Genomic DNA, 25,513 nt, shown 5'->3' with positions numbered 1-25,513 from the left:
TCGTCAATGCGCAGCCACAGGTAGCGACGGCATGACTCTCGATACGCTGGTAATGCAAATCTTCAGCGGGTTCTCGCTGTTTTCCGTGCTGGTGCTTATGGCACTCGGGCTGACCATCGTGTTCGGCCTGATGGGTGTGATCAACATGGCCCACGGTGAACTCATGGCGATGGGCTCATACATGACCTACGTCGCCTCGGTGGTGTTCCAGCGCTACTTTCCCTAGTTCATGGGCTGGTATTTCATCATCGGCGTCGGGGTGCCCTTCGTGGTGACGTTTGCCTTCGGCTTTCTGCTGGAGCGCTGTTTCATTCGCTTCATGTACAACCGCCCGCTGGACACGTTGCTGGCAACCTGGGGCCTGTCGCTGGTGTTGCAGCAATTGTTTCGCCAGGTGTTCGGCCCCAAGGAAGTCAGTGTGCCTACCGTGCAGTGGCTGCAGGGTGCGTGGAAAGTCAGCGAAGGGCTGGAATTGCCGCTCAACCGGATTTTTATTATCGGCCTGACGTTTGTGATTGCCGCTGCGGTGTTTCTGTTTCTCTACCGCAGCCGCTGGGGCCTGCGCATTCGTGCCGTGACCCAGAACCGGGCGATGGCCGGGGCCGCCGGGATCAACACCGCGCGGGTCGATTCGGTGACCTTTGCGCTGGGCTGCGGTCTGGCGGGCATTGCCGGCAGCTCGTTCACCATGCTCGCCTCCACCGGGCCAGTGAGCGGCCAGCAGTATCTGGTGGACACCTTCATCGTCGTCGTGTTCGGCGGCGTGGAAAGCATGCTCGGCACCTTCCTCTCGGCCTTCGCCATCGGCCAGACACAGATATCACTGGAATACCTCACCACCGGCTCCATGGCCAAGGCGATTACCTTGCTGGTGGTCATCGTGCTGCTGTTCTTACGCCCCAACGGCCTGTTCGCCACGAAAGTGAGACGTTGAGATGAACAACATGACTGAAAAGCCGCTGGCCGGGACGCAGGTCAAAGCAGGCCGACCAGGCTGGCTCAGCGCCGGCTGGCTGCCGCTGATCGAGCGTTACAGCCTGATCTGGCTGTCCCTTCTGTTGCTGGTGGTACTGCCACTGCTGCTGGGCGATTTTCGTCTCGGGCTGGCGGGCAAATACCTGAGCCTGGCGTTCTGCGCGGTGGGCATGGTGATGATCTGGGGCTACGGCGGCATTCTCAGCCTTGGCCAGGGGATCTTCTTCGGCCTGGGCAGCTACATGATGGCGATGTACCTGAAACTGGAAGCCACCGCCACGGACGAAGCCGCCAGCGCCCTCGCCGCTTTCTATGGCTCGGCACTGCCGGACTTCATGATCTGGAACAGCGTCGAAGCCCTGCCCTGGTGGTGGAAACCGTTCGAGTCGGCGACGTTCACCCTGGCCGCGATTCTGATCCTGCCTGCGCTGCTGGCGTTTCTGTTCAGCTACGCCTACTTCAAGAAGCGCGTGGGCGGCGTGTACTTCTCGATCATTACCCTGTCACTGGCCTCGATCATGTCGATCATGATCATCGGCCAGCAAGGCTACACCGGCGGCGTCAATGGTCTGACCGACTTCAAGACCGCTTTCGGCCTGAGCCTGCAAACGCCGCAGACGCCCTGGATTCTCTACCTGATCACCACCCTGTTGCTGCTGGCCAGCGTAGCGATGTGCGGGTTCATCCTGCGCAGCCGCCTGGGCAAGGTGATCGTGGCGATCCGGGATCGCGAGGACCGGGTGCGTTTTTCCGGCTACAACACCGCGTTGTTCAAGGCGTTCATCTTTGCTGTGGCGGCGCTGATCTCGGCGCTGGGCGGCGTGATGTTCACCTTGCAGGTCGGTCTGGCCTCGCCGTCACTGGTGGGCATCATTCCGTCCACTGAAATCGTGATCTACGCCGCGCTGGGCGGCCGCCTTTCACTGGTCGGTGCGGTGTACGGCACGCTGTTGATTGGCACGGCCAAGACCTACCTGTCGGAGAATTTCGTCAGTTTCTGGCAATACTTCATCGGTTTCCTGTTCATGGGCGTGGTGCTGTTCCTGCCCACCGGGCTGGCCGGACTGCTGCAACGCCTGAGCAACAAGGAGGTGCAGTCATGAGCGGGATGTTACTCAGCGTCGAAGACCTGACCGTGTCCTTCGATGGCTTCAAGGCGGTCGACAACCTCAACTTCTACGTCGAGGAAAATCAGGTGCATGTGGTGATCGGGCCCAACGGTGCGGGCAAGACCACCCTGCTCGACATGATCTGCGGCAAGACCCGGCCGAGCGCAGGCCGTATTCGCTTCAAGGACCTGCAACTGGAAAACATGATCGAGTACCAGATCACCCGCGCAGGCGTCGGCCGCAAGTTTCAGAACCCGTCGGTCTACGAAGACCTCACCGTGCGCGAGAACCTCGACATTTCCTCGCCGGACAAGCGCGGCATCTTCAACTGCCTGTTCGCGGGCAAGCATGCCGCGCTGAACAGCGAGATCGAACAGACCGCCGAAATGATCTTTCTCAAGGACCAACTGGGACGCAAGGCCGGGCTGCTGTCTCACGGCCAGAAGCAGTGGCTGGAGATCGGCATGCTGTTGATGCAGCGTCCGGAATTGCTGCTGCTCGATGAGCCCGTCGCGGGCATGAGCGCGGGCGAACGGGAGAAAACCGCCGGCCTGCTCAAGCTCATCGCCAAGGGCCGGGCAATGGTCATCATCGAGCACGACATGGAGTTCGTGAAATCGGTGGCCGACAAGGTCACCGTCCTGCATCAGGGCAAAACACTGGCCTACGGTTCGATGGATCAGGTGCAGAACGATCCACGGGTCATCGACGTTTATCTGGGGCACTGAACATGCTGAATGTCTCCAACCTCAACGTGTATTACGGCGACAGCCACGTGCTGCGCGATATGAGCCTGGACCTGGCGCCAGGCGAATCGCTGGCGATCATGGGCCGAAACGGCATGGGCAAGACCACGCTGCTCAGAAGCCTGGTGGGCATGCTGCCGACCCGCAGCGGCAGCATCAAACTGGCCGGGCAAGAGCTGACCGGCAGCAAAAGCTATGAACGGGTCGCCGCCGGGGTCGGTTTCGTGCCGCAGGGACGAATGATCTTTCCCTACCTGAGCGTTGAGGAAAACATCCTCACCGGCATGCAGGGCGCACCTGCCGCGCCGATTCCCGACTACATCTTCGAGTACTTTCCGGTGTTGTTCGAGATGCGCAGACGCAAGGGTGGCAACCTGTCCGGCGGTCAGCAGCAACAGCTGGCCATCGCACGGGCGCTGGTCTCCAACCCCAAGGTGCTGGTGCTCGACGAACCCACCGAAGGCATTCAGCCATCGATCATCAAGGACATCGCCAAGGCTCTTAACCTGCTGAAAAAGGAGCGCGGCTTCTCGCTGATTGTTTCCGAGCAGGTGCTGTCGTTCGCCATGGCCGTGGCGGACCGCTACCTGATCATTGAGAAAGGCGAATTCGTGCACAGCGAAGTCCGTGAAACCGTCGACCGCGAGCGCATTCTGCGCTACCTGACGATCTGAACTGACCACAGGAGCCATCGCCATGCTGATACTCGACCGCATTCTCGGCCAGGCCAGCGACCCTGCCCTCGCCGACCGTTTGCATGACCTGAGCCACGCCGGCCAGGTCGAGACTCTGAGCCTGTCAGGCACTGACATTCAGCGTCATCGTCTGCGTCTGGTCAGCGACCGGGGCACTGACTGCGCAATCCGTCTGGAGCGTCATCAACAGCTGCGCAACGGCTCGGTACTGATGCTCGACAGTCAACGCGCGATCGTCGTGCAGATGCAGGATCAGGAATACCTCGACCTTCGCCCCAGGGACTCGGCAGCGGCGCTGGAACTGGGCTACTTCGCCGGCAACATGCACTGGGCGGTGCGTTTCGCTGGCGATACCTTGCAGATCCCGCTCAACGGCCCGCAGGCGGATTACCTTGAGCGTCTGGCGCCCATGCTCGCGGACGGCCGGGTACAACGCGCATGAACGGCCTGAGCAGCCTGCTGCTGGCGCTGCAACAGGCCGACAGTTTCTTTCCCGGCGGTGCAGTGGCGTGGTCGTGGGGGCTGGAAACGCTGCTGGCTGACGGGCATCTCGGCCACGGTGAAATCGTCGCGCCGCGACGCCGACAACGAACTGTTCGCCATAACCGCAGCGCCGAGGTGCATGGCTTCGTCGAGGGCCAGTTGCGCCATCGCTGGAACAGTTTTGACCGGGTGTTTCTGCTTGCCGCATGGCATGCCGCGGATAACGTCTCTGCTTTGATAGACATGGACGCGCAGATCGAAGCCCTGACCCTCGCAGAGGAACTACGCCAGGGCTCACGCCGTGTCGGGCAGGCGCTGCTGGGCGTGCATGTCGCGCTGGGGACTGCAGGGGCGGCGGCTTACCAGCAACAGATTCTGGCGGGCAACGCGGCGGGGCATTTGCCAGTGGTGCAGGGATTGCTCTGGAACCGCCTGGGCATGCAGCGCGAGCACTGCCAACTCGCCGCTGCGCATGGCTTGTGTACCGGCCTGGTCAGCGCCGCCGTGCGGCTCGGGGTGATGGGCCACATTGATGCGCAACGCGTACTGACCGATATCCAGCCGCTGATTACCGAGCTGTTGACGCAGGAAGCGCCCGAGCCGGACGACGCCTGCGGCTTCACGCCCATGGCCGAAATCGCCGTGATGCGCCATGAAACCCAGGACCTGCGCCTGTTTGCCAACTGAGACGGCCATCGCCTGACCTTTGCGGAGCCTCACTATGCTGCTGACCCCGACCGAACTTGAACGTCTGACGCTGTACACCGCCGCCGAACTGGCGCGCAAACGCCGCAGTAAAGGCCTGCGTCTGAATTTTCCGGAAGCCTCGGCACTGATCGCCGACGAGATTCTAGAAGGCGCACGCGAGGGCCGAAGTGTTGCCGAACTGATCGGTTTCGGCTCGACGATCCTCAACACCGATGATGTGATGCCAGGAGTTGCCGAGCTGCTGCCGGTGCTGCAAGTCGAAGGCACTTTCCCGGACGGCACCAAACTGGTCACCGTTCACCAGCCGATCCGGCCGGGCAAATTGCCGCTGACAGTCATGCCGACACCTGGCGAAATACTTTCGCCGGACAGCGATATCCAGCTCAATGGCGGCCGACCGACCGCGATCTTGCGGGCGATCAATACCGGCGACCGGCCGGTGCAGATCGGCAGCCACTATCACTTCTTCGAAGTCAACAAGGCGCTGGATTTCCCCCGTGAAACAGCCTTCGGCATGCACCTCGACATCCCCGCTGGCACCGCAGTGCGCTTTGAACCAGGCGAGCTGCGTGAGGTGCAACTGGTGCAGTTCGGCGGCACCGGCGACATTTACGGCTTCAGCGGCCTGACCGATGGCAACCTGCACGACCCGGCCTGCAAGCTCGCAGCGCTGGAGCGTGCCCGCGCGCAACATTTCAAGGGAGCCTGAACGATGGCGACGATGACCCGCAAGGAATACGCCGCCATGTACGGCCCCACCACTGGCGATGCAGTGCGCCTGGGCGACACCGCGTTGCTGGCCGAGGTCGAATTCGACCATTCGGTGCCCGGCGATGAATGCCTGCACGGGGGCGGCAAGACCCTGCGCGACGGCATGGGCCTGATGCCCGGCCATGACAGCGCCGACGGGGCCCTCGACATGCTGATCTGCAACGCGCTGATCATCGACCCGGTGATCGGTATCGTCAAAGGTGACATCGGCATCAAGGACGGCAAGATCGTCGCCATCGGCAAGGCCGGTAACCCGCAGATCATGGACGGCGTACACCCGCAACTGATCTGCGGCGTGGCCACCACCGTGCGCGATGCCGAGGGGTTGATCGTCACGCCCGGTGGCATCGATGTACATGTGCATTTCGATTCGGCGCAGCTCTGCGATCACGCACTGGCGGCGGGTTTGACCACCCTGATCGGCGGCTCGCTGGGGCCGATTACCGTGGGTATCGACTGTGGCGGCGAGTGGAATGTCGGCAAGATGTTGCAGGCCGCCGAAGCCTGGCCGATCAACTTCGGCTTTCTGGGGCGCGGCAACTCAAGCAAGCCCGAATCACTGCTCGGACAGCTGCGTGGCGGCTGCCTGGGGCTGAAGATCCATGAAGACTGGGGCGCCATGCCTGCGGTGATCGACACCTGCCTGAAAGTGGCCGACGAGTACGATTTTCAGGTTCAGTTGCACACCGACACACTGAATGAATCCGGGTTTCTCGAAGACACGCTGGCGGCCATCGGCGATCGCACCATCCACATGTACCACACCGAAGGTGCAGGCGGCGGGCACGCGCCGGACATCATCAGCGTGGCCGGCAAAAGCAACTGCATCCCCTCCTCCACCAACCCGACCAACCCGTACACGGTGAACACCTTCGACGAGCATCTGGACATGATCATGGTCTGTCACCACCTCAATCCGGACGTGCCGGAAGACGTGGCCTTCGCCGAATCGCGGGTGCGCCCGCAGACCATTGCCGCCGAAGACATTCTTCACGACACCGGAGCCATTTCGATCCTCGGCTCCGACAGCCAGGGCATGGGGCGCATCAACGAAGTCATCTGCCGGACCTGGCAACTGGCGTCGAAAATGAAAGATCAGCGCGGCCGCTTGCCGGAGGAAAAAACCGCACTGGGTGACAATGAGCGTATCAAGCGCTACATCGCCAAATACACCATCAACGCCGCGCGAGTGTTCGGTATCGACAGCTACATCGGCTCACTGGAGCCCGGCAAGCTGGCCGATCTGGTGCTGTGGCGACCCGCGTTCTTCGGCATTAAGCCGGAACTGGTGGTCAAGGGCGGCTTCATTGTGCATGGCGTAATGGGCGATTCCGCTGCCTCGCTTTACACCTGCGAACCCTTGGTGATGCGCCCGCAATGGGGCGCGTTCGGTGAGGCGAAACAGGCGCTGTCGGTCAATTTCGTCAACCGGCTGGCCGTCGAAGCCGATACCGCCACCCGGTTGGGGCTCAAGAAAAAACTGCTGCCCGCGTTTGGCACCCGCACCCTGCGCAAGTCCGACATGCTGCACAACGATGCTTGCCCGGACATCCGCGTCGACCCGCAGACCTTCGACGTATATGCCGACGGCGAGCGCCTTTATTGCGAACCGGTCAGCGAAGTGCCGCTTGCGCAGCGCTACATGCTGCGCTGAAAAATCCTACCGCACAGGAGAACTGACAATGAGCCTGCCCTTGAATGCACACAGCCTGCAAACCGATGCGCAACCCCACCCCGGCGCGGCACGTGTCGGGATCGGCGGCCCGGTCGGCTCCGGCAAGACGCGTTTGCTGGAACAACTGATTCCGCGCTTCATTGCGCGCGGCACAGAGCTGGCGATCATCACCAATGACCTGGCCACCCGTGAAGACGCCGAGCGCGTGCAGCGAAGTGGCCTGATCGACCCGCAGCGGGTACGCGCATTAGAAACCGGCGCCTGCCCGCACACCGCCATTCGTGAAGACCCGACCCTCAACCTGCAAATGGCTGACGAACTGGAAACACGTTTCGGCAATCTGGATCTGGTGCTGATCGAGTCGGGCGGCGACAACCTGGCCTCGACGTTTTCGCTGGACCTGGTGGACTACTGGATCTTCGTCATCGACGTCGCCGGTGGCGATGACATCCCCCGCAAGCGCGGCCCCGGTGTCTTGAACTGCGACCTCCTGGTGGTCAATAAATATGACCTGGCGCCTTATGTGGGCGTCGATCTGCCGCGTATGCGCCGCGAGTCTGCCGAGGCACGCAATGGCAGACCGGTGCTGTTCACCAACTGCGCTACCGGCGACGGCGTGGATGCGGTGGTCGACGCCATCAGCCGCGCCGTGCTGTTCGATCGCCCATGAACGCACACTCCTCGCGGCTGCCCATCTGTAAAAAAACCACGGCCCATATTGCCTTCAGCAAAGCACCTTCGGGTGCCAGCTATGTGTCTCGTCAGGAGGTTGGCTACCCCTTCCATCTGGGACGCACGCTGAAGCTGCCGCAGGACCCGCCCGGGATGGCGGCGATTTACCTGCAATCGTGTTCGGGGGGTCTGTTCGCCGGGGAAACACTGCACCTGCACCTGCACGCAGCGGCTGACACTCAGGTGCATGTCAGCACTGGCGCGGCGACTGTTGCGCACAGCATGCTTGAACAGCCAGCACGGCAAACCGTCACGCTGATTGCCGAACCCGGCGCACTGCTGGAGTACCTGCCGATGGCGACGATCCTGTTCCCGCAGGCACGTCTACACAGCCGGGTAGACGTCACGCTGCACCCGAATGCGCGGGTGATGGTGTGCGACGCGTTCTGCCTGCACACGCCACCGGGCAGCATAGGATTTCCCGGATTCTATCGCGCCGATCTGCACATACGGTGTCCAGCGGGCACACTGCTGGCAGGTGACCGATTGGCCATGACCGGTCATGACCTGCAACGTCGGTTGCCGGGCGTCAGCGGTGAGCTGCAGGCCTTGGCGACCTTCATGCTGGTGGGTCAGGGTTTACCTGTAGAGGGGTTGAAACGGTCCTTGCGCGATGCATTGCGCATCGTCCCCGAGAGTTACCTGGGCGTCAGCGCCCTACCGAACGACTGCGGCGTGTCGGTGCGCATCATGACCGCCGATGCCGTGGCATTGCGCAGCGCCCTGCATCTGGCGTGGGCGTGCGCTCGCCAGCAACTGACCGGCATTGCGCCGCGGGTGCGACGCAAGTGAACCGTTACCTGTAAGTCAACGGAGCTGATGCCTGACGATGCCGCCCCTTTTGGTAAAACGCTTAGCGATAACGCTCAAGCCAGTGAGCGTAAGGCGCAGGCAGGGTCCAGGCAGACTTTTCGACACCCAGTTCTTTCGCGGCGAAGTACGCCCAGTGCGGGTCGGCCAGATGCGCACGACCTATCGATACCAGATCGAGCTGGCCTGATTTGACGGCTTCTTCCGCCAGTTTTGGCTCGCCAAAGCCCCAGGCGCTGGTCACTGGAATATCCGCTTCACGACGCACGCGCTCGGCAATCGGGCCCATGAACGCAGGTCCCCAGGGAATGTTGGCGTCCGGCGTGCTGAAACCGACGCTGACACTCAACAGATCCAGACCGCCGGCCTTGAAGCGACGTGCCAGTTCGATCGACTCGGTGAGGGTCTGCTCATCGCGACCGTCGTATTCGATCACGCCAAAACGGGCCGTCAGCGGCAGGTTTTCCGGCCAGACTTCACGCACCGCTGCCAGCGTTTCAAGCAGGAAACGGCTGCGGTTATCGAAGCTGCCGCCGTACTCGTCGGTACGCTGGTTGGAATGCTCGGAGAAGAAGCTCTGCCCCAGATAACCGTGAGCAAAGTGCAACTCGATCCATTCGAAGCCTGCGTCGCGGGCACGACGCGCGGCATCGACGAAGTTCTGACGAACGCGGGCGATGTCTTCCAGAGTCATGGCGCGCGGGACTTTCGGCAGGTTGGCACCGAACGCGATGGCGGACGGAGCGATAGTGTCCCAGCCGCGCGAATCGGACGCCGCGATATGGTCATCACCTTCCCATGGACGATTGGCGCTGGCCTTGCGACCGGCGTGGGCAATCTGAATACCCGGTACGCATCCTGCAGCCTTGATGGCTTTGACGACAGGTACGAATGCCTGGGCCTGCTCGTCGTTCCAGATACCGGTGCAACCGGGGGTAATACGCCCTTCCGGCGCAACGGCGGTAGCCTCCACCACCAACAGACCCGCACCACCGCGTGCCATGCTGGCCAGATGCACCTGGTGCCAGTCGTTGATTACACCTTCGGTTGCCGAGTACTGGCACATCGGAGGAATGGCGATTCGGTTGCGCAGCGTGACGTCTTTCAGTTTGAAGGGTTCGAACAGTGCAGACATTGGAAAGCTCCCATAGGCCAGATGGCTTTGAATTTCACTTGTTCGATGATAATCGAACTATGCCAGTTAACGGAAGCCCTGATATCATCCGCGCCATGCGAACCTTCCAACACCCCGATCCTGAAGACCTGACCCTCGAACGCGTGCTGTACGCCTTGAGCGACCCTGTACGCCTGGGCATCGTGCGCTGCCTCGCGGGCGTTGTCGAAGCCACCTGTGGCGAGCTGGACGGCGGTCGTCCGAAATCCAGCATGTCTCATCACTTTCGGGTGCTGCGTGACGCCGGGCTGGTACACACACGCAATATTGGCACCACACACATGAACTCGTTGCGCACTGAGGTGCTGGAGAGCCGCTTTCCAGGGTTGCTGGGGAGTATTCTGGCGCAGCATTGAGGCAGCAGAGACCAAAACGCCCGGTATCAACCGCTGTTCGATGGCTGATCCGGGCGTCTTTGATGCAGCGGACCCTTTCACAGGTCCGCCTTCTGAACAGTCTCAGATCTGAAACTTGCTCACTTCCTGCTGCAGACTGGTCGCCAGCGCTTTCAACCCGCCGCTGGTCTTGAGCAATTCCTGAACCGACATGTTGTTCTGCTCTGCCATTTGCGCAGACCGCTCGACGTTGCGCGCAACATCCTGACTGGCGGCAGTTTGTTCGCGCAGTGCAAAGGAGATCTGATCGACCACCTGGAGCACCTTGTTCGAGCTGTCACGGATTTCGATGATCGCACTGCCGGCAGTGCTGGCCATTTCCACACCGTTGTTCACTTCCAGAACACCGCTGCGCATGCTGTCGACCGTCTCACGCACACCGGCCTGGATTTTCTCGATCATGCCGGCGATCTCTTTGGTCGACTTGCCGGTGTTCTGCGCCAGCAGACGCACCTCGTCGGCCACCACCGCAAAACCGCGCCCTTGTTCACCGGCACGTGCCGCTTCGATGGCCGCGTTGAGCGCCAACAGGTTGGTCTGGTCGGCGATACCCTGAATCACGCTGATAATCGACGAGATGTGTTCCGAGTGCTGGCCCAGGTCAGCAACCTGCGCAGACGAATGCTGCACAGTCTTGGCGATGCCGTTCATGCTGGACAAGGTGTTTTCGATAACCAGAGCACCTTCCTTGGACTGATCACCCGACCGGCTGGCAATCTGGTGGGCCTCGTCAGCGTTTTCAGAAACGTGGTGAATGCTGACCGTCAGTTCCTCGATAGTCGCCGCCATCGCCGAAGCAGCGGTAGATTGCTCCTGAATGGCCCCGGAAAGCTGCTCGGATGCACCGGAAATCTGTTGTACGGCGAGTACCAGTTGGTTGGCGGCCTGACTGATCTGTTGAATCATTTCGCGCAAGCGATTCTGCATGCGGTCGAACGCTTTCGGCAGTTCGTCATGGCTGCTGGTGTCGATTACGGTGTCCAGCTTGCCATTGGCGATGGCCGTTGCTGCATCGATCGCCACTTGCAAGCGTGCCGTGGTGCTGCGCCCCAGTACCGTGGCCAGGATCGCCGAAAGAACAGCAGCCGCCAGGCCGCCACAGATCAGGATCATGATAGCCAGATGCTTGGCGTCTACCATGTTCTTGTTTCTTATCACCAGCAGCTTGTTCTCGGTAGCGCTGATTTCACTCAGAATGGCGCGCATGCTGTCCATCTTGGCCTTGTCGGCACCCGATGTGATACGCGCGTCCAATTCGTCATCCGGCATGTTGCGCGCAGTCAAATCACGACGCAGGGCGATAATCGGGTTGATGTCTTCATCAATCCATCGCTTCTGGGTCTCCCCCAGCGCGGCCAGGCGACGTTGTTGTTCGGCATTGTCCGCCGTCAGGCGCCTGAGCGAATCAAGTTCTTCGGTAAACCGCTTCTGACCCGCTACCAGCGGCTCAAGAAACGCATCTTTCGAGGCAATGACAAACCCCCGCATACCCGTCTCGATATTGATCAGTTGCTCAAGCGCCAACTGCGCATCACTCAGCACTTGATAAGTGTGAACGTTGCTGTTGGTAGCTTCTTCGACCTGCTCAAAGCCTCGGTAGGCACTCGCTACCAGTACGGCGATAAGTATGACAATCGCGACAAAGCTGAAATAGAGCTTTTGCGAGATGCTGAGTTTGCTGAACATGATGTCGATCCTGAACATAGCCGTTCCGTGGCTTGCATGATGGGCGCTATCACTCGCAGAAATGCTTTGAACCACTTCAAATGAATGATGTCATTGAGATACCACTCATGTCGCCCGCCTGCTCGATAACTTTAGGGATCCCATTTTTCCCGGCACTGAATAAAAGCTCTAATCAAGGCTAAGCCATTGATAAAATTAAACAAAAATATTTTATTACACTCGGCATTTCAAAGGCTGGAAAACATAAAAGCCCAATAATTTGACAGGCCTATACGTCAATTTATTGTCTAGCTTATTCAGGGCATATTCCGTTTGCGACACCCGGAATGGCGCAATTAAAGCCTTTCACTGGTAGCCGGCGGCAGACGTGTGCCATGACCGTTGGAAACCATGCTGCGCATCCATGTGCTGCAGAAGCGGTTTCGATGAACGACCGGCGATGGAAGAGGCGCTGTGCGAGCCCCCCATTGGCCGGGGCCTTTTTGGAGGAGCTCGCTCGCCCCAGAGTGATAACTGCGCGACGGGCATGCCTTACGCCACGACCCACTCAGGGGCGAGGCGATACGTTTTTACTGAGTAGTCGTGGATGTAAGGGAGGCGCAGTCGGGTAGCAGAATAAGCGTCGCCTGTGACGCTTATCCTGATCTCGCTATAGTTTAGACCCTGAATAAATAGCAATTGCCGGCACAACGCTTCCACTGTCACCCGGCACCGTCAGGCTTGCATTCCCCTTCCCGTCAACAGCAACTTTATTCGTGCACATTTCGTTGGGGGTGGAGAATGTTTTTGTTATGACATCGCAATAAATACCTTCTGGAAGCCCTGTATTAAACGTCCTTAGCCATGCAGAGGCACTGTTATTCAGGGCGACGAACCCGGCATCACCTCTGCTGAACGCAATCTGATTGCCTGAACCCGTAACCCAGTTATTGACGTCCTGCCCGTCAGTGGCACTGCGAAACCTTACCATGCTCGCAATTGCATTCGCTCGGTGTATAAAGTCCCACCCTGAGCGGTTATCGGGATTGCCGCTTGCGTCTAATGGGCTTGCTGAAGGGGCATCCGCTTCAGGATCACTGAAATTGAATCCCGAATGAACCTGAGCCTCACCATAGGGCAACGCCAACATGAACACGTTAGCGAGGTCATAGCGTCTGGAATTGTACCTGTCGTTATACGCCTGATTACTGGCATTCAAGGATGTTTCAGAATTTCGCTCTGTGTCCCAATTATTAACGAACACCGTAGATCTCTCTGGCGGCATCAAGCGAAAAGACCCGCCCCAGTTTCCGAATATTCCGATCATCGCTGGAATGGATGCCAGGTTAAATCCGTCTTTTTGCCGAAAGGCTTTAAGAAGGGCCGTGGTGTAATTGAACTCATTCACCGTCCCGTTCTTGTAGTAATCCGAGCGACTGGAGCTGCCATCGGGAATTATTTCCTGCGTGACCCAGATTTTTTCTCCGGAAATCGTCAGCGGATAGGCTGTTTTCACTGCTGCCAGAATCTTGTTTATGTCGTCGGAGTTTTGATGTTTCGCTGCATCCAGTCGGAACCCGTCGACCCCGAGCGACAGTAACTTCTTCATGTAGTTCGCCGCCACGCCCTGTACATAGCTGCTGGACTGATTCAAGTCGGGAAGGTTGTTGAGCCTGCAGTCTCTTACCTTTGCTGCATTATTCTGATAATCAGCGGGCTCTATATAACACAGGCTGTGGAAGTCATTCTGGCTAAACTGCGGGTAGGCCAATGACCGGGAATCCCATTCAGAACCATCGGTACTTTTAAAGGTTGCACTCGAATCCCCTGCTACCTGGTTCACCACGATATCTGCATAGACCCTGACCTTGGCAGCGTGACAGGCGCTGATCATGTTCTTTAACTCTGACTCTGTACCCATGCGGCTGTCTAATGAACTAAAGTTCACCGGCTGGTAAATATCCCACCAGTGCCCCGCCACCTTGGACGCCTGAGGCGGAGATATTTGTACCGCCCCGTAACCTATGGGCCCTATTGCGCTTGAACATTCTTTAGCCAAATCATTCCAGTGCCAGTGAAACATCTGAACAGAAGTAGTCGCCGGATTAAAAGCCGTATCGGCATGACTGAGTGAAGCAAGCATGCTCAAGCCGGTCACCGTGCCAGCGATAAAAAATCCGTGTAGAAGATTGTTCGAGTCCATGAGGTATCCTTGCTGTTTAGGGTGTGGGCTTTCTGTGTCTAACATCATTCATTAGTGTGGCAATGCTCTAAGCATTCTAAACACGGGTAATGGCTTGCAGGAAGCTATTACCTTCAAGGCACAGCATAAAATCCTGCGTGGTAAAGCGACAATTATGCCCTTGGGCACATTACAGAATGCCGGCATCACACGCTCCCCTGCACCGCCAATACTGCGGGACGGTGGGAAAACAGCTGCAGAAACGCCCCGCCCAGCGCACACCCCGCCATCACAAAAAAGCACACGGTGTAGCCACTGAGGCTGGTCCACCCGCCGCCCATGGAAATCAGGGTGCCCATCAATACCGGGGCAATGCCGCCGCCGATGAACATCGCCGTGGTGATGATGCCATTGGCTGTAGACGTCGCAGAGGGCTGTGCAGAGTCGGACGCGACCGCGTAGTAGATGGGCCAGACGGCATTGGCGACCAGACCGAACAGCAACTGCACGGCGATGACGATCAGGATGGTGTTGGCGAAGTAAAAAGCCCCGACACTGACCGCCATCCATATGCCGCAGATGATCAATGTGATGCGCCGGCCGATGATGTCCGACAGCGAAGGCCAGATCAGTTGCCCCAAAATGCCGGTCAGCGTGAACACCACGCTCATGCCTGCAGATTCGGCCAGCGACAGGTTGAGGATGTTGTACAGGTAAGCAGGCAGGACGATGTTGACGCCCATGTACACCACTTGCGTGAGCATCGTGTTGCCCGCAGTCAGCGCGATATTGCGGTTGCGTAGTGTTGCCTTCACCGTCTTCCAGACCTGGCCTTTGACGTTGGTCGAGGGCGTGCTGTCTGGCGGGGTCATGCCTTTGGCGGCGATGTCCACGTACAGCTTGGTGATGCGCTCGGCCGTCGAATAGCGCGCCCAGAAGATCATCAGCGGCAGCGCCACCACGAAGGCGAAGAAGAACACATAACGCCAGTTTTCTTCACCGTAGGTGCTGATCACGAAGCTGGCGACAATGCCGCTGAGCATCGCGCCGATCGGGTAGCCGGTGTGGTGTGCGCCCAGGGCAAAACCGCGACGCTCTACAGGCCACCATTCGGCGGTGTTGCTGACCCCGACCGGTTCGCCCCAGCCAGCGCCCAGATTCACCCCGACGCGCAAGGCGATGAAACTGGCCAGGCTGCCACTCAATGCCTTGAAGCCCGACAGAAACGACAGCGCGGTGTAACCCAGCACCAACGGCACCTGAAAGCGCGCCCGCTTCCAGCCACCGCCATAGCGATCGCTCCAGACAGAGCCGGGAATATCGAGAACGGCCAGCGCCAGCATGACGACCGTCGCCACCGTCCCCCACTGGTCCGCAGACAATTCGAAATGCTTGGAAATCGTCGGGCCCAGGCGCAAGACGATCTCGCGATCATAGGCATTCAGAATCCAGATCATCCAGCAGACCAACAACGACACCCACGAGAAACGATGAATCTTGCCCAACGATGCATTCTTGTTATTTGGCATGGGAAATCTCCAGGCGTGTTGCACACGCCCTGGCAAGAAAGAGTCCGGTCGTCCTTAACGTTCAGGTTCAGCCTGCTGTTGACGGGTTAACTGGCGAAGCGCCGCTCGGCGATGCCTTTCACGCCCAGCCCGGTGATGGCGAACAGAGCACCACGCTGCTGGCCATCTTCCGGAAAGCGCGGCAACGGCGGCCTGGCCATGGAGGTGACAAACAGTGTGTCCAGGTTCGGCCCGCCGAAGGTCAGGCTGGTCACCTTCTTCACCGGCATGTCGATGATGCGATCCACCTGCCCGTCCGGGGTGTAGCGCACCAGTTTTCCGGCATAGACCAGCGCTTGCCACAGACAGCCCTCGGCATCCACGGTGCAGCCATCTGCCGCGCCGCCGGCGGAGGTGTCGACGCTGGCAAAAGTGCGTCTGTTGGCGACTGCGCCGCTGGCGTTGTCGTAGTCATAGGTCCAGATCTCCCCGGACCAGGTGTCGGCGAAATAGAAGGTTTCACCACCCGGGCTCCAGCAGGGGCCGTTGGACACGATGATGCCTTCATCCAGGGTGTGCAGGCTCAGGTCCGGGTCAAGGCGATATAACTTTGCGCTGGCCTGATCTTCCTGAGTGTCCATCGAACCCACGATGAACCGGCCCTGCCGATCGACCTTGCCGTCATTGAGGCGATTGTTCGGCAAACCGGGTTCAGGGTCGACGATCAGCTCGAGATCGCCGCTCGGCAGGTCAAGGTTGTAGATACCGGTCTGCAACGCCACAAGCGCCGCATCGCCGTGCTTGCGCAAGGCCATGGAGCCGATTTTCTGGCCGACATCCCAGGCGCGCAATTCGCGCCCGTCTTCCGTGCAACGCAGGACACGGCCGTCGAAACTGTCGATCCAGTACAGGCGCTGTTGCTCGACATCCCAGACCGGACCTTCGCCCAGCGTGGTCTTCACGTCGACAACGATTTCGATACGCATTTTTCACCTCTGTCTTGTTGTTATTGAGATGACACGTTGTACGGTGACTAGAAATCGACCTTGTCCTGGCCCTTCAGGTCGAGCATTTCACGCGCTTCGTCCGGCGTTGCCACGCGCCCGCCCAAAGCTTCGATCACAGTGCGAATACGCTTGACCTGATCGGCATTGGACGCCGCCAGCTTGCCCGGTCCGTCCCACAGCGAATCCTCAAGGCCGACCCGCACATGACTGCCCATCGACAGGCCCATGGTGCCCAGCGGAATCTGATTACGACCGGCACCCAGGATCGACCACTGATAGGCATCGCCAAACAGACGGTCAGCCGTACGGCGCATGTGTGCCAGGTCTTCAGGGTGCCCGCCGATACCGCCGCGCAAACCGAATACCGACTGGATGAAAATCGGCGCCTTGAGCAACCCGCGCTGCAGGAAGTGCGCTGCGGTGTACAGATGACCGATGTCGTAGCATTCAATTTCAAAGCGCGTGCGGTTCTCGGCACAGGTATTGAGAATGTGCGCGATGTCGCGGAAGGTGTTGCGGAAAATCCGGTCGTCGCTCTCGGCCAGATAGGGCCTCTCCCAGTCGTGCTTGAATTCGGTATAACGATCAAGCATTTCGTACAGCCCGAAGTTCATTGAGCCCATGTTCAACGACGCGAGTTCCGGCTTGAGTTGCGCCACCGGTTGCAGGCGCTCTTCCACGCCCATGGTCGGCGCGCCGCCCGTGGTGATATTGATCACCACGTCGCTCCTGGCCTTGATCTGCGGCAGAAACTGTCGAAACAGATCAACGTCCTGACTGGGCCGTCCGTCACGTGGATCGCGGGCATGCAGGTGCACAATCGAGGCACCGGCTTCGGCGGCACCGATGGCGGCATCGGCAATTTCCTGCGGTGTGACCGGCAAATGAGGCGACATCGAGGGCGTATGAATAGCACCCGTGACGGCGCAGGTGATGATGATCGGATGTTTTCTGGGCATGAGCATTCTCCGTTCTTGTTCTTGGCGAGAAGTCTGATGTGGAACATGACGCGGACGTTGTCCGGTCATGGGTGCTATCGGGCCGAAGTACTCAGAGGTACTCGACGTTGCCATCCACGCTGATAGCCTGTCCCGTGACATTGCGTGCAGCGGGCGAGCATAGAAAGAGCGCCATCGCGGCAACGTCCTCGGCAGTGACCATGCGCTTGAGCGAAATCTTTTTCAGGTACTCCTCACGCATCTCGGCTTCGGGCACATTCATCTGTTCAGCACGGGCACGAATCACCCCGTCCATGCGCGGGCCTTCGACGATACCGGGCAGCAAGGCATTGACGCGGATATCACTTTCACCCAACTCGGACGCCAGAGACTTCATCAACCCGACAATCGCCCATTTGGTCGCGGCATACGGGGTGCGCCAGGCATAGCCCAGGCGACCGGCGACCGAGGCGATATGGATCAGGTGTGCGTTGGGTGAGGCCTTGAGCAACGGCACAGCGTGATGAGCGAAGCGGTACTGCCCGGTGAGATTGATGTCGATGGTGCGCTGCCACTCTTCTTCACTAATGGCATCGATGCCTGCCGTCGGACCGGCGATCCCAGCGTTGTTGATCAGCACATCAAGACCACCGAATTGCTCGCGCTGCACCCTGAAGACCGCTTCGATCTGCGCCGGATCAGCGACATCTGCATGGGTCGCGACACTGCCTGGATGACGATCGAGGAATGCCGCAATGGCCGCCTCGCTGACATCGCACACATGTACCTTTGCCCCCGCTTCCAGGTAAGCCGCCGCCAACACCTCCCCGATCCCGGCTGCACCGCCGGAAATCAGGACACGCAGCCCTGTATAGGGAATCAGCCGATTGAGAACACTCATGCTTTTTTCACTCCCGAGACACGCGACCTGGAGCGGTCGCTCTTTGCGATCAGGCGCGTCAGAGAGTCGGCAGCCTGCATGATGTCATCGGTGACAGCTGCACGAGCCGCCGCCCCATCACGCGCCGCCAGCGCCTCGACGATACGGTTATGCGCTTCCATCGAACGCTGAAGATGCGCCCTGTCGGGTGCTACAAGCGCGAAACACGGGCCGATGTGCAGCCAGAAATTTTCCACTGCCGCAACAATGAGCTCAGCCTTGGCGACTGCGTAAATGCGTCGGTGAAAGGCAAAGTTGGTCCACAGATAGAGAGCTACATCAACGCTGTCAGCAGCCTTCTGCATCTGCACGCAGAGCTGGCTGATGTCTGCAAGATCAGCGTCGTTGATCAGAATCACGGCTTTCTCGGCCAACAGCCCTTCCAGCGCCACCCGCGCATCGCGAATCTCGCGCAGCCGTTCCGGGGTCATCATGGGCACACGCAGCCGGGCGGTTTCGGTGACTTCGAAGGCGTTCTCTGCGCTAAGACGATTCAGTGCTTCGCGCACAGGCATCGGGCTGGAACCGAGAGCTTCGGCAAGACCACGGATCGTCAGCTTCTGACCCGGCTGAAAGCGCCCGCTCATCAGCGCTTCACGAATCTGCCGGTACACCTGATCCTGGAGGGTATCGCGAGAAACCTGACGCATGGCTGGCAGGAGGATCGGACGATCTGTCATAGGGAGTGACTCATATTGGCGTTCTTATGGAACGAATATGTGATCACAAATAACATATGTCAAATTGTTTTTTGGGGCCCTTGATCATAATTACAACCAAGGATCGCTCGGGCATGGTCCAGGGCAAGCCCTGCGGATGATCAAGCCATACGAGCTGTAAAAAGCGCAGGGCTTCCTGCTTGGCAGGTCGTCGCCCACAGCGCAGGCGGAAAACACTTCACCAGAACCCGGCAGGTGCTCATGTGCGGTAACAGCGTCAGCACTCCCGGGTGGCAGCTCTGGCTCGCAACAATGACCATTGGCGAGTCGGGGCAGATCGGGCGATATCTGCAATGGCTACCGCTCCCATGGAAATCACAAGGCGTGCTTTAGAAAGCGTGAGACACGTTATGCGCGGTGCGCGAAGGAAAGATCATGAGCAATGAATTGAAGTGCAGTAGGACTATTCTTAACAAACTTCGCAATCAGGCAGTGGCCTGTAGTGGGGAAGTATATTTCTGCAAACGTGCTGCCGCGAATCTTATTTGCGGCAGCTGTTTTAATTGCGGCAGCATTAGCCGCATGAGGTTGGGTCGCTACGGCATGGATCATTGAAATTTGTGTGGTTTGGAATGCGGATAGCTACCTGCATTGGCGCTGATTTCGAGTCCTTGGAGATAGTCTTGCCTGCGTCCTGAACAAGCCCGTATTGACCTTTCGCGACAGGTGCGGACGGCTTGGAAGCCGCTGCATACGCCATGCCCTGAAGGCTGATCACCGCGACAGCTGTCACGACGAGCGCTTTCAGCGCGGATTTCTTTGTAGTTGTATTCATGGCACTTCCTCTACACGGCTAAGAGCTGGGGGAGTAAAGATTCTCGTTTTAAACTGAATAGCAGTCGAACTGCCACCCAGACAATGTACCTATTTTGTGACAGTGGACCTATCGTGCGAATCATTAATAAAATTTCACTTAGTTAGATGATAAGTATGATTCTTTCGCTCCAATCCTTTCGGCGCTGCATCGCCCATCTCCAACCTGCATCAATCAACTTGAATGTCAGCCACCAATGTAAGGACGAAGTCATACCTGAACAAAAGTTCGTATTCGTGCAGCCAACGCACGTCATTCGCGACGAAAATGGATTCTTCCGAAGTCTATGCCGAGCTTTGAAGAAGTGCAGGCGCTGTCACTGCACCTGTGCAAGAAAGCCGGAAAGGACGGGCAAAAGATCGCTGCTCATGCGAGCAGGATATGACGAAACGCTACTCGAAAGACCGCGTCGAAACTCTCTGGTCAGAAGTCATTCCGGACCTCGGTATCAGCCGGTTTTCGAATGAGTTTGCGCGGGTTTTGCGCACGCCGGAAATGAAAAAGGGGACCAGCACCGTAAGTGCCTGATCCCCTCTACAAAATATGGTCGGGACGGAGTGATTCGAACACTCGACCCCTAGCACCCCATGCTAGTGCGCTACCGGACTGCGCTACGCCCCGACTAGGCGTGTATCTGTTTTGCAACCTGCGAAAACGTTGAGAAATATACCCTAAGCATTTGAATTATGGAAGTATCCGCTCGCTCGATTACGCCTTGAGCATGACCAGTACGTCTTCCAGTTCGGCAATCATCTGCCGGATCATCTGCTTGTACTGCTGGGTATCGTCTTTCGGTTCGCCGGCGGTGAGACGCAGGCGGGCTCCGCCGATGGTGAAGCCCTGATCGTATAGCAGACCGCGGATCTGACGGATCATCAGCACGTCGAGGCGCTGATAATACCGGCGGTTTCCGCGTCGCTTGACGGGGTTGAGTTGAGGAAACTCCTGCTCCCAATAACGCAGAACGTGCGGTTTTACCGCGCAGAGCTCGCTGACCTCACCGATGGTGAAGTAGCGTTTGCCGGGGATCGGCGGCAGCTCGTCGTTATGACTTGGTTCCAGCATATGCCTCAACTCGGGCCTTCAACTTCTGCCCTGGACGAAAGGTGACCACACGGCGCGCCGTAATCGGAATCTCTTCACCGGTCTTGGGATTTCTCCCAGGCCGCTGGCGCTTGTCTCGAAGGTCAAAGTTGCCAAAACCTGACAATTTCACCTGCTCGTTATCTTCCAGAGCGTGCCTGATTTCCTCAAAAAACAGTTCAACCAGTTCCTTGGCTTCCCGTTTATTCAGGCCCAGCTCTTCGTACAGACGTTCGGCCATCTCAGCTTTCGTCAGAGCCCCCATACGCTACTTCCTTAACGTGGCGTTTAACCTCTCCTCAAGCGAGGTGAGGATAGCAAGTGTCGTTGCGTTTACCTCATCGTCATTAAGAGTGCGCGATGGATGCTGCCAGGTCAAGCCGACTGCAAGGCTTTTTCTATGTGGATCAATGCCTTTACCCTGGTAAACATCAAATAACCTGAGGTCTGTGAGCCACTCGCCTGCATTTTCACGAATTACGTCCAGAACGGCACTGGCCGAAACATCACGATCCGCCAGAAGTGCCAGGTCGCGGCGCACTTCAGGGAAGCGCGACAGCTCGTGGAATTTCGGCAGGCGACCTTTGGCGACTTCACCCAGAACCAGTTCGAACACGAACACCGGACGATCCAGCCCCAGTGTTTTCGACAATTCAGGATGGATGGCACCCAGGAAACCGACTTCACGACCATCGCGTTCAATGCGAGCGGTCTGGCCAGGGTGCAAGGCTGGATGCTGACCCGGCGTGAACGTGAATTCACCCAGCGCACCGGCAAAACCCAGAACCGCTTCGACATCGGCTTTGACGTCGAAGAAGTCGACGGCATCGCGGCCTTGTGCCCAGCCTTCCGGCAAGCGACTGCCACACACTACGCCAGCCAGCATCGGCTCTTGCTTCAGGCCATCGAGCTGACCGACGAAGCGCAGACCGCTTTCGAACATGCGTACGCGATCCTGCTGACGATTGAGGTTGTGCTGCAAGGCCTTGACCAGGCCGGGCCACAAAGAGGCGCGCATGGCGGCCATATCGTTGGAAATCGGATTGGCCAGCAACAGCGGTTTAACGCCCGGCGTGAATAGTTCGAACCACTTCGGATCGATGAAGCTATAGGTGATCGCTTCCTGGTAACCACGCGCAACCAGCAGGCGGCGCAGCTCCGGCAGATCGCCTTTGGCTTCGGCCTTGGCCTGTGGAGCCAGACGCGCTTGCGGGTAACGAACCGGCAGGCGGTTGTAGCCGTACAGACGCGCCAGCTCTTCGATCAGGTCGACTTCAAGGCTGATGTCGAAACGATGACTTGGCACGTCGACGCGCCATTGGCCGTCTGTTTCGGCAGAGACTGTCAGACCAAGACCGGTGAGCAGACGCTCGATTTCAGCGTTTTCGATGACCAGACCGAGCATTTGCTCGACGCGGCTGGCGCGCAGCGTAACCGGCGCAATCGAAGGCAGGTGCTGTTCGCTGACCACTTCGATCACCGGACCGGCTTCGCCACCGGTGATTTCCAGCAGCAGGCCAGTGGCTCGCTCCATGGCTTCACGGGCCAGCTGCCAGTCGACGCCACGCTCGTAACGATGCGAGGCATCGGTGTGCAGGCCGTAGGAACGCGCCTTGCCTGCCACCGATATGGTGTCGAAGAACGCGCTCTCCAGGAAGATATCGCGGGTCGCGGCGGTTACGCCGCTGTGTTCGCCGCCCATGATGCCAGCGATGGCCAGCGCGCGCTGGTGGTCGGCAATGACCAGTGTGTCGGCACGCAGGCTGACTTCCTGACCGTCGAGCAGGACGAGCTTCTCGCCCTCCTCGGCCATGCGCACCCGTATCCCGCCATTTATTTCGGCCAGATCGAATGCGTGCAGAGGCTGACCCAGCTCCAGCATTACGTAGTTGGTGATGTCCACAGCGGCATCGATGCTGCGCACGTCGGAACGGCGCAGACGCTCGACCATCCAAAACGGAGCTGGACGCGACAGGTCGACATTGCGAATCACGCGGCCCAGATAACGCGGGCACGCGGCAGGAGCCAGTACTTCAACCGGACGCACTTCGTCGTGTACGGCGCTGACCGCTGCAACCTGCGGGCGTGTGACTTGGGCGGCATACAGCGCGCCGACTTCACGAGCCAGACCGGCCACCGACAGGCAATCGCCACGGTTGGGGGTCAGGTCGACTTCAATGCTGGCGTCATCCAGGCCCAGATAGACACGAATGTCCTGACCGACCGGCGCATCGGCGGCCAGCTCCATCAGGCCATCGTTGCCTTCACCTGCCTGCAATTCGGCAGCGGAACACAGCATGCCGTTGGACTCTACGCCGCGCAGCTTGGCTTTCTTGATCTTGAAGTCGCCAGGCAGCTCGGCGCCGATCATGGCGAACGGAATTTTCAGACCGGGGCGCACGTTTGGCGCGCCGCACACGACCTGAAAGGTTTCGCTGCCGTTGCTGACCTGGCACACGCGAAGCTTGTCGGCATCAGGGTGCTGCTCGGTGCTCAGCACCTCGCCCACCACGACCCCGGTGAAAACGCCGGCGGCCAGCGTCACGCTGTCAACCTCAAGACCGGCCATCGACAGACGAGCAACCAGCTCGTCGCGGGAAACCTGCGGGCTTACCCAGCCGCGCAGCCATTGTTCACTGAATTTCATCCTGCTCTCCTGAAAGGTTCGTTACGACTTAGCGAAATTGCGCGAGGAACCGCAAATCGTTGTCGAAGAACAGGCGCAAATCATTGACGCCGTAACGCAGCATGGCCAGACGCTCTACGCCCATGCCGAACGCGAAGCCCTGAAACTCTTCAGGATCGATGCCGGACATGCGCAGCACGTTCGGGTGAACCATGCCGCAGCCCATGACTTCCAGCCAGCCGGTCTGCTTGCAGACGCGGCAGCCCTTGCCACTGCACATCACGCATTCCATATCCACTTCGGCCGAAGGCTCGGTGAACGGGAAATACGAAGGACGGAAGCGCACGGCCAGTTCCTTCTCGAAAAACACCCGCAGGAATTCTTCGATGGTGCCCTTCAGGTCGGCAAAGTTGATGTCGCGGTCGACCAGCAGACCTTCGATCTGGTGGAACATCGGCGAGTGGGTGATATCGGAGTCGCTGCGGTACACACGGCCTGGGCAGACGATGCGGATCGGCGGCTGCTGCGATTCCATGGTGCGGACCTGTACCGGCGAGGTATGGGTGCGCAACAGCATGTTCGCATTGAAGTAGAAGGTGTCATGCATCGACCGGGCCGGATGGTGGCCCGGGATGTTGAGCGCCTCGAAATTGTGGTAGTCGTCTTCGACTTCCGGGCCTTCGGCGATGCCGTAGCCAATGTGCGTGAAGAACTGCTCGATACGTTCCAGAGTGCGGGTGATCGGGTGCAGACCACCAGAGGTCTGGCCACGGCCCGGCAGGGTCACGTCGATGCATTCAGCGGCGAGCCTGGCAGTCAGTTCTGCCTGTTCAAACGACGCCTTGCGTGCATTGAGGACTTCTGTGACACGCTCCTTGGCAACGTTGATCAGCGCACCGACTTGCGGACGCTCTTCAGCCGGCAGGTTCCCCAGGGTCTTCATCACCTGAGTCAACTCGCCTTTCTTGCCGAGGTAGTGAACCCGGATTTGCTCCAGGGCATTGATATCTTCGGCGCTTTGCACAGCCTCAAGAGCTTGAGAGACCAGCGCGTCCAGGTTTTCCATGTACAGACTCCAGATACAAAATAGGGGAAGAGCTGAAGGCTCTTCCCCTATTTATGACGTTTAACACCAACCCCGGAAAACCGGGGCCAGTGATTGTCGGGGACTTAGGCCAAAGTGGCTTTAGCTTTCTCGACAATCGCAGCAAACGCCGCTTTTTCGTTCACTGCCAGATCAGCCAGAACCTTACGGTCGATCTCGATGGACGCCTTTTTCAGGCCAGCAATGAAACGGCTGTAGGACAGACCGTTAACACGAGCACCAGCGTTGATACGAGCGATCCACAGAGCGCGGAACTGACGTTTTTTCTGACGACGGTCACGGTAGGCGTATTGGCCTGCCTTGATTACCGCTTGCTTGGCGACACGGAATACGCGTGAACGCGCGCCGTAGTAGCCTTTTGCAAGTTTCAGAATTTTTTTGTGACGCTTACGGGCAATGACGCCACGCTTTACACGAGCCATGAGTTACTTCCTCTATATCTTGATCAAAATTAACGAAGGCGCAGCATGCGCTCGACTTTTGCCACGTCAGACGGATGCAGCAAGCTGCTACCGCGCAGTTGACGCTTACGCTTTGTCGACATTTTGGTCAGGATGTGGCTCTTGAAAGCGTGTTTGTGCTTGATGCCGTTGGCGGTTTTCAAAAACCGCTTAGCTGCACCGCTTTTAGTCTTCATCTTTGGCATGTTCGGA

Annotated in this window: 25 protein-coding genes, 1 tRNA gene and 1 pseudogene; 11 read left to right on the top strand and 16 right to left on the bottom strand. The window is 58.8% G+C overall.

Going from position 1 to position 25,513, the window contains the following annotated elements:
- Positions 1-31: 31 nt before the first annotated feature.
- From urtB to I9H07_RS09560, 10 genes and pseudogenes are all read left to right on the top strand, one after another.
- Positions 32-934, top strand: a pseudogene (gene urtB, locus I9H07_RS09605) (urea ABC transporter permease subunit UrtB).
- Position 935: 1 nt separating this feature from the next.
- Positions 936-2,078: an urea ABC transporter permease subunit UrtC gene (urtC, locus tag I9H07_RS09600; protein ID WP_236424777.1), complete on the top strand. Its 1,143-nt coding sequence runs from the start codon at positions 936-938 to the stop codon at positions 2,076-2,078.
- Positions 2,075-2,812: an urea ABC transporter ATP-binding protein UrtD gene (gene urtD, locus I9H07_RS09595; RefSeq protein ID WP_024672127.1), complete on the top strand. Its 738-nt coding sequence runs from the start codon at positions 2,075-2,077 to the stop codon at positions 2,810-2,812. The genes urtC and urtD overlap by 4 nt, the downstream gene beginning before the upstream one ends.
- Before the next feature lie 2 nt (positions 2,813-2,814).
- Positions 2,815-3,504: an urea ABC transporter ATP-binding subunit UrtE gene (gene urtE / locus I9H07_RS09590; RefSeq protein ID WP_024672128.1), complete on the top strand. Its 690-nt coding sequence runs from the start codon at positions 2,815-2,817 to the stop codon at positions 3,502-3,504.
- Between the two features lie 22 nt (positions 3,505-3,526).
- Complete coding sequence (gene ureE, locus I9H07_RS09585) at positions 3,527-3,967, top strand: urease accessory protein UreE (RefSeq protein ID WP_058392229.1); 441 nt, start codon at positions 3,527-3,529, stop codon at positions 3,965-3,967.
- The gene (locus I9H07_RS09580; RefSeq protein WP_058823736.1) at positions 3,964-4,695 is read left to right on the top strand and encodes an urease accessory protein UreF; all 732 of its coding nucleotides are present in this window, start codon (positions 3,964-3,966) and stop codon (positions 4,693-4,695) included. Before ureE ends, I9H07_RS09580 begins: the two co-directional genes overlap by 4 nt.
- Positions 4,696-4,729: 34 nt before the next feature.
- The gene (locus I9H07_RS09575) at positions 4,730-5,425 is read left to right on the top strand and encodes an urease subunit beta (protein WP_236424779.1); all 696 of its coding nucleotides are present in this window, start codon (positions 4,730-4,732) and stop codon (positions 5,423-5,425) included.
- Positions 5,426-5,428: 3 nt separating this feature from the next.
- On the top strand, positions 5,429-7,141 hold the full coding sequence (gene ureC / locus I9H07_RS09570; protein ID WP_058823737.1) for an urease subunit alpha: 1,713 nt from the start codon (positions 5,429-5,431) through the stop codon (positions 7,139-7,141).
- Between the two features lie 28 nt (positions 7,142-7,169).
- On the top strand, positions 7,170-7,832 hold the full coding sequence (ureG, locus tag I9H07_RS09565; protein ID WP_236424780.1) for an urease accessory protein UreG: 663 nt from the start codon (positions 7,170-7,172) through the stop codon (positions 7,830-7,832).
- Entirely contained in the window at positions 7,829-8,686 is an 858-nt protein-coding gene (locus I9H07_RS09560) for an urease accessory protein UreD (RefSeq protein WP_236424781.1), read from the top strand. Before ureG ends, I9H07_RS09560 begins: the two co-directional genes overlap by 4 nt.
- Positions 8,687-8,747: 61 nt before the next feature.
- Here the strand turns inward: I9H07_RS09560 and I9H07_RS09555 are convergent, their stop codons facing one another.
- A complete protein-coding gene (locus I9H07_RS09555; RefSeq protein ID WP_058392225.1) occupies positions 8,748-9,839 on the bottom strand; it encodes an NADH:flavin oxidoreductase/NADH oxidase in 1,092 nt (363 codons plus the stop codon).
- A gap of 59 nt (positions 9,840-9,898) precedes the next feature.
- Here I9H07_RS09555 and I9H07_RS09550 point away from each other — a divergent pair, with 59 nt between their 5' ends.
- Positions 9,899-10,234 (top strand): ArsR/SmtB family transcription factor, encoded by a 336-nt coding sequence (locus I9H07_RS09550; protein WP_024672138.1) that lies wholly within the window; start codon positions 9,899-9,901, stop codon positions 10,232-10,234.
- 102 nt (positions 10,235-10,336) lie between these two features.
- Here the strand turns inward: I9H07_RS09550 and I9H07_RS09545 are convergent, their stop codons facing one another.
- From I9H07_RS09545 to rpmI, 15 genes are all read right to left on the bottom strand, one after another.
- Complete coding sequence (locus I9H07_RS09545) at positions 10,337-11,959, bottom strand: methyl-accepting chemotaxis protein (RefSeq protein WP_058392244.1); 1,623 nt, start codon at positions 11,957-11,959, stop codon at positions 10,337-10,339.
- Between the two features lie 649 nt (positions 11,960-12,608).
- Positions 12,609-14,141 (bottom strand): alpha-amylase, encoded by a 1,533-nt coding sequence (locus tag I9H07_RS09540; protein ID WP_058823740.1) that lies wholly within the window; start codon positions 14,139-14,141, stop codon positions 12,609-12,611.
- A 185-nt stretch (positions 14,142-14,326) separates the two neighbouring features.
- Positions 14,327-15,649 (bottom strand): MFS transporter, encoded by a 1,323-nt coding sequence (locus I9H07_RS09535; RefSeq protein ID WP_024672141.1) that lies wholly within the window; start codon positions 15,647-15,649, stop codon positions 14,327-14,329.
- Between the two features lie 86 nt (positions 15,650-15,735).
- On the bottom strand, positions 15,736-16,614 hold the full coding sequence (locus tag I9H07_RS09530) for an SMP-30/gluconolactonase/LRE family protein (RefSeq protein WP_058392268.1): 879 nt from the start codon (positions 16,612-16,614) through the stop codon (positions 15,736-15,738).
- A 47-nt stretch (positions 16,615-16,661) separates the two neighbouring features.
- Positions 16,662-17,594 carry a 3-keto-5-aminohexanoate cleavage protein gene (locus tag I9H07_RS09525; RefSeq protein ID WP_058392270.1) on the bottom strand — a complete coding sequence of 311 codons (933 nt, stop codon included), beginning with the start codon at positions 17,592-17,594 and terminating at the stop codon, positions 16,662-16,664.
- A 91-nt stretch (positions 17,595-17,685) separates the two neighbouring features.
- Positions 17,686-18,474 (bottom strand): SDR family oxidoreductase, encoded by a 789-nt coding sequence (locus I9H07_RS09520; RefSeq protein WP_236424783.1) that lies wholly within the window; start codon positions 18,472-18,474, stop codon positions 17,686-17,688.
- On the bottom strand, positions 18,471-19,193 hold the full coding sequence (locus tag I9H07_RS09515) for a GntR family transcriptional regulator (protein ID WP_236424784.1): 723 nt from the start codon (positions 19,191-19,193) through the stop codon (positions 18,471-18,473). Before I9H07_RS09515 ends, I9H07_RS09520 begins: the two co-directional genes overlap by 4 nt.
- Before the next feature lie 553 nt (positions 19,194-19,746).
- Complete coding sequence (locus tag I9H07_RS09505) at positions 19,747-20,007, bottom strand: hypothetical protein (RefSeq protein ID WP_419148763.1); 261 nt, start codon at positions 20,005-20,007, stop codon at positions 19,747-19,749.
- 583 nt (positions 20,008-20,590) lie between these two features.
- Positions 20,591-20,667 (bottom strand) — tRNA-Pro (locus I9H07_RS09495).
- An 87-nt stretch (positions 20,668-20,754) separates the two neighbouring features.
- Positions 20,755-21,111: a MerR family transcriptional regulator gene (locus I9H07_RS09490; RefSeq protein ID WP_024647791.1), complete on the bottom strand. Its 357-nt coding sequence runs from the start codon at positions 21,109-21,111 to the stop codon at positions 20,755-20,757.
- Complete coding sequence (ihfA, locus tag I9H07_RS09485; protein ID WP_002553164.1) at positions 21,092-21,394, bottom strand: integration host factor subunit alpha; 303 nt, start codon at positions 21,392-21,394, stop codon at positions 21,092-21,094. Before ihfA ends, I9H07_RS09490 begins: the two co-directional genes overlap by 20 nt.
- Positions 21,395-21,397: 3 nt before the next feature.
- Positions 21,398-23,776, bottom strand: a complete 2,379-nt coding sequence (gene pheT / locus I9H07_RS09480) for a phenylalanine--tRNA ligase subunit beta (RefSeq protein ID WP_236424786.1) — start codon at positions 23,774-23,776, stop codon at positions 21,398-21,400.
- Positions 23,777-23,804: 28 nt separating this feature from the next.
- Positions 23,805-24,821 carry a phenylalanine--tRNA ligase subunit alpha gene (pheS, locus tag I9H07_RS09475; RefSeq protein WP_003367019.1) on the bottom strand — a complete coding sequence of 339 codons (1,017 nt, stop codon included), beginning with the start codon at positions 24,819-24,821 and terminating at the stop codon, positions 23,805-23,807.
- 104 nt (positions 24,822-24,925) lie between these two features.
- Positions 24,926-25,282 (bottom strand): 50S ribosomal protein L20, encoded by a 357-nt coding sequence (rplT, locus tag I9H07_RS09470; protein ID WP_002553161.1) that lies wholly within the window; start codon positions 25,280-25,282, stop codon positions 24,926-24,928.
- Between the two features lie 29 nt (positions 25,283-25,311).
- Positions 25,312-25,506, bottom strand: a complete 195-nt coding sequence (rpmI, locus tag I9H07_RS09465; protein WP_002553160.1) for a 50S ribosomal protein L35 — start codon at positions 25,504-25,506, stop codon at positions 25,312-25,314.
- Positions 25,507-25,513 lie beyond the last annotated feature (7 nt).

The organism is Pseudomonas syringae (genome assembly GCF_023278085.1).
GTDB lineage: Bacteria > Pseudomonadota > Gammaproteobacteria > Pseudomonadales > Pseudomonadaceae > Aquipseudomonas > Aquipseudomonas syringae_Q.
Note: the sequence above shows the minus strand (reverse complement) of the source record. Positions and strands in the feature narration are given on the sequence as shown.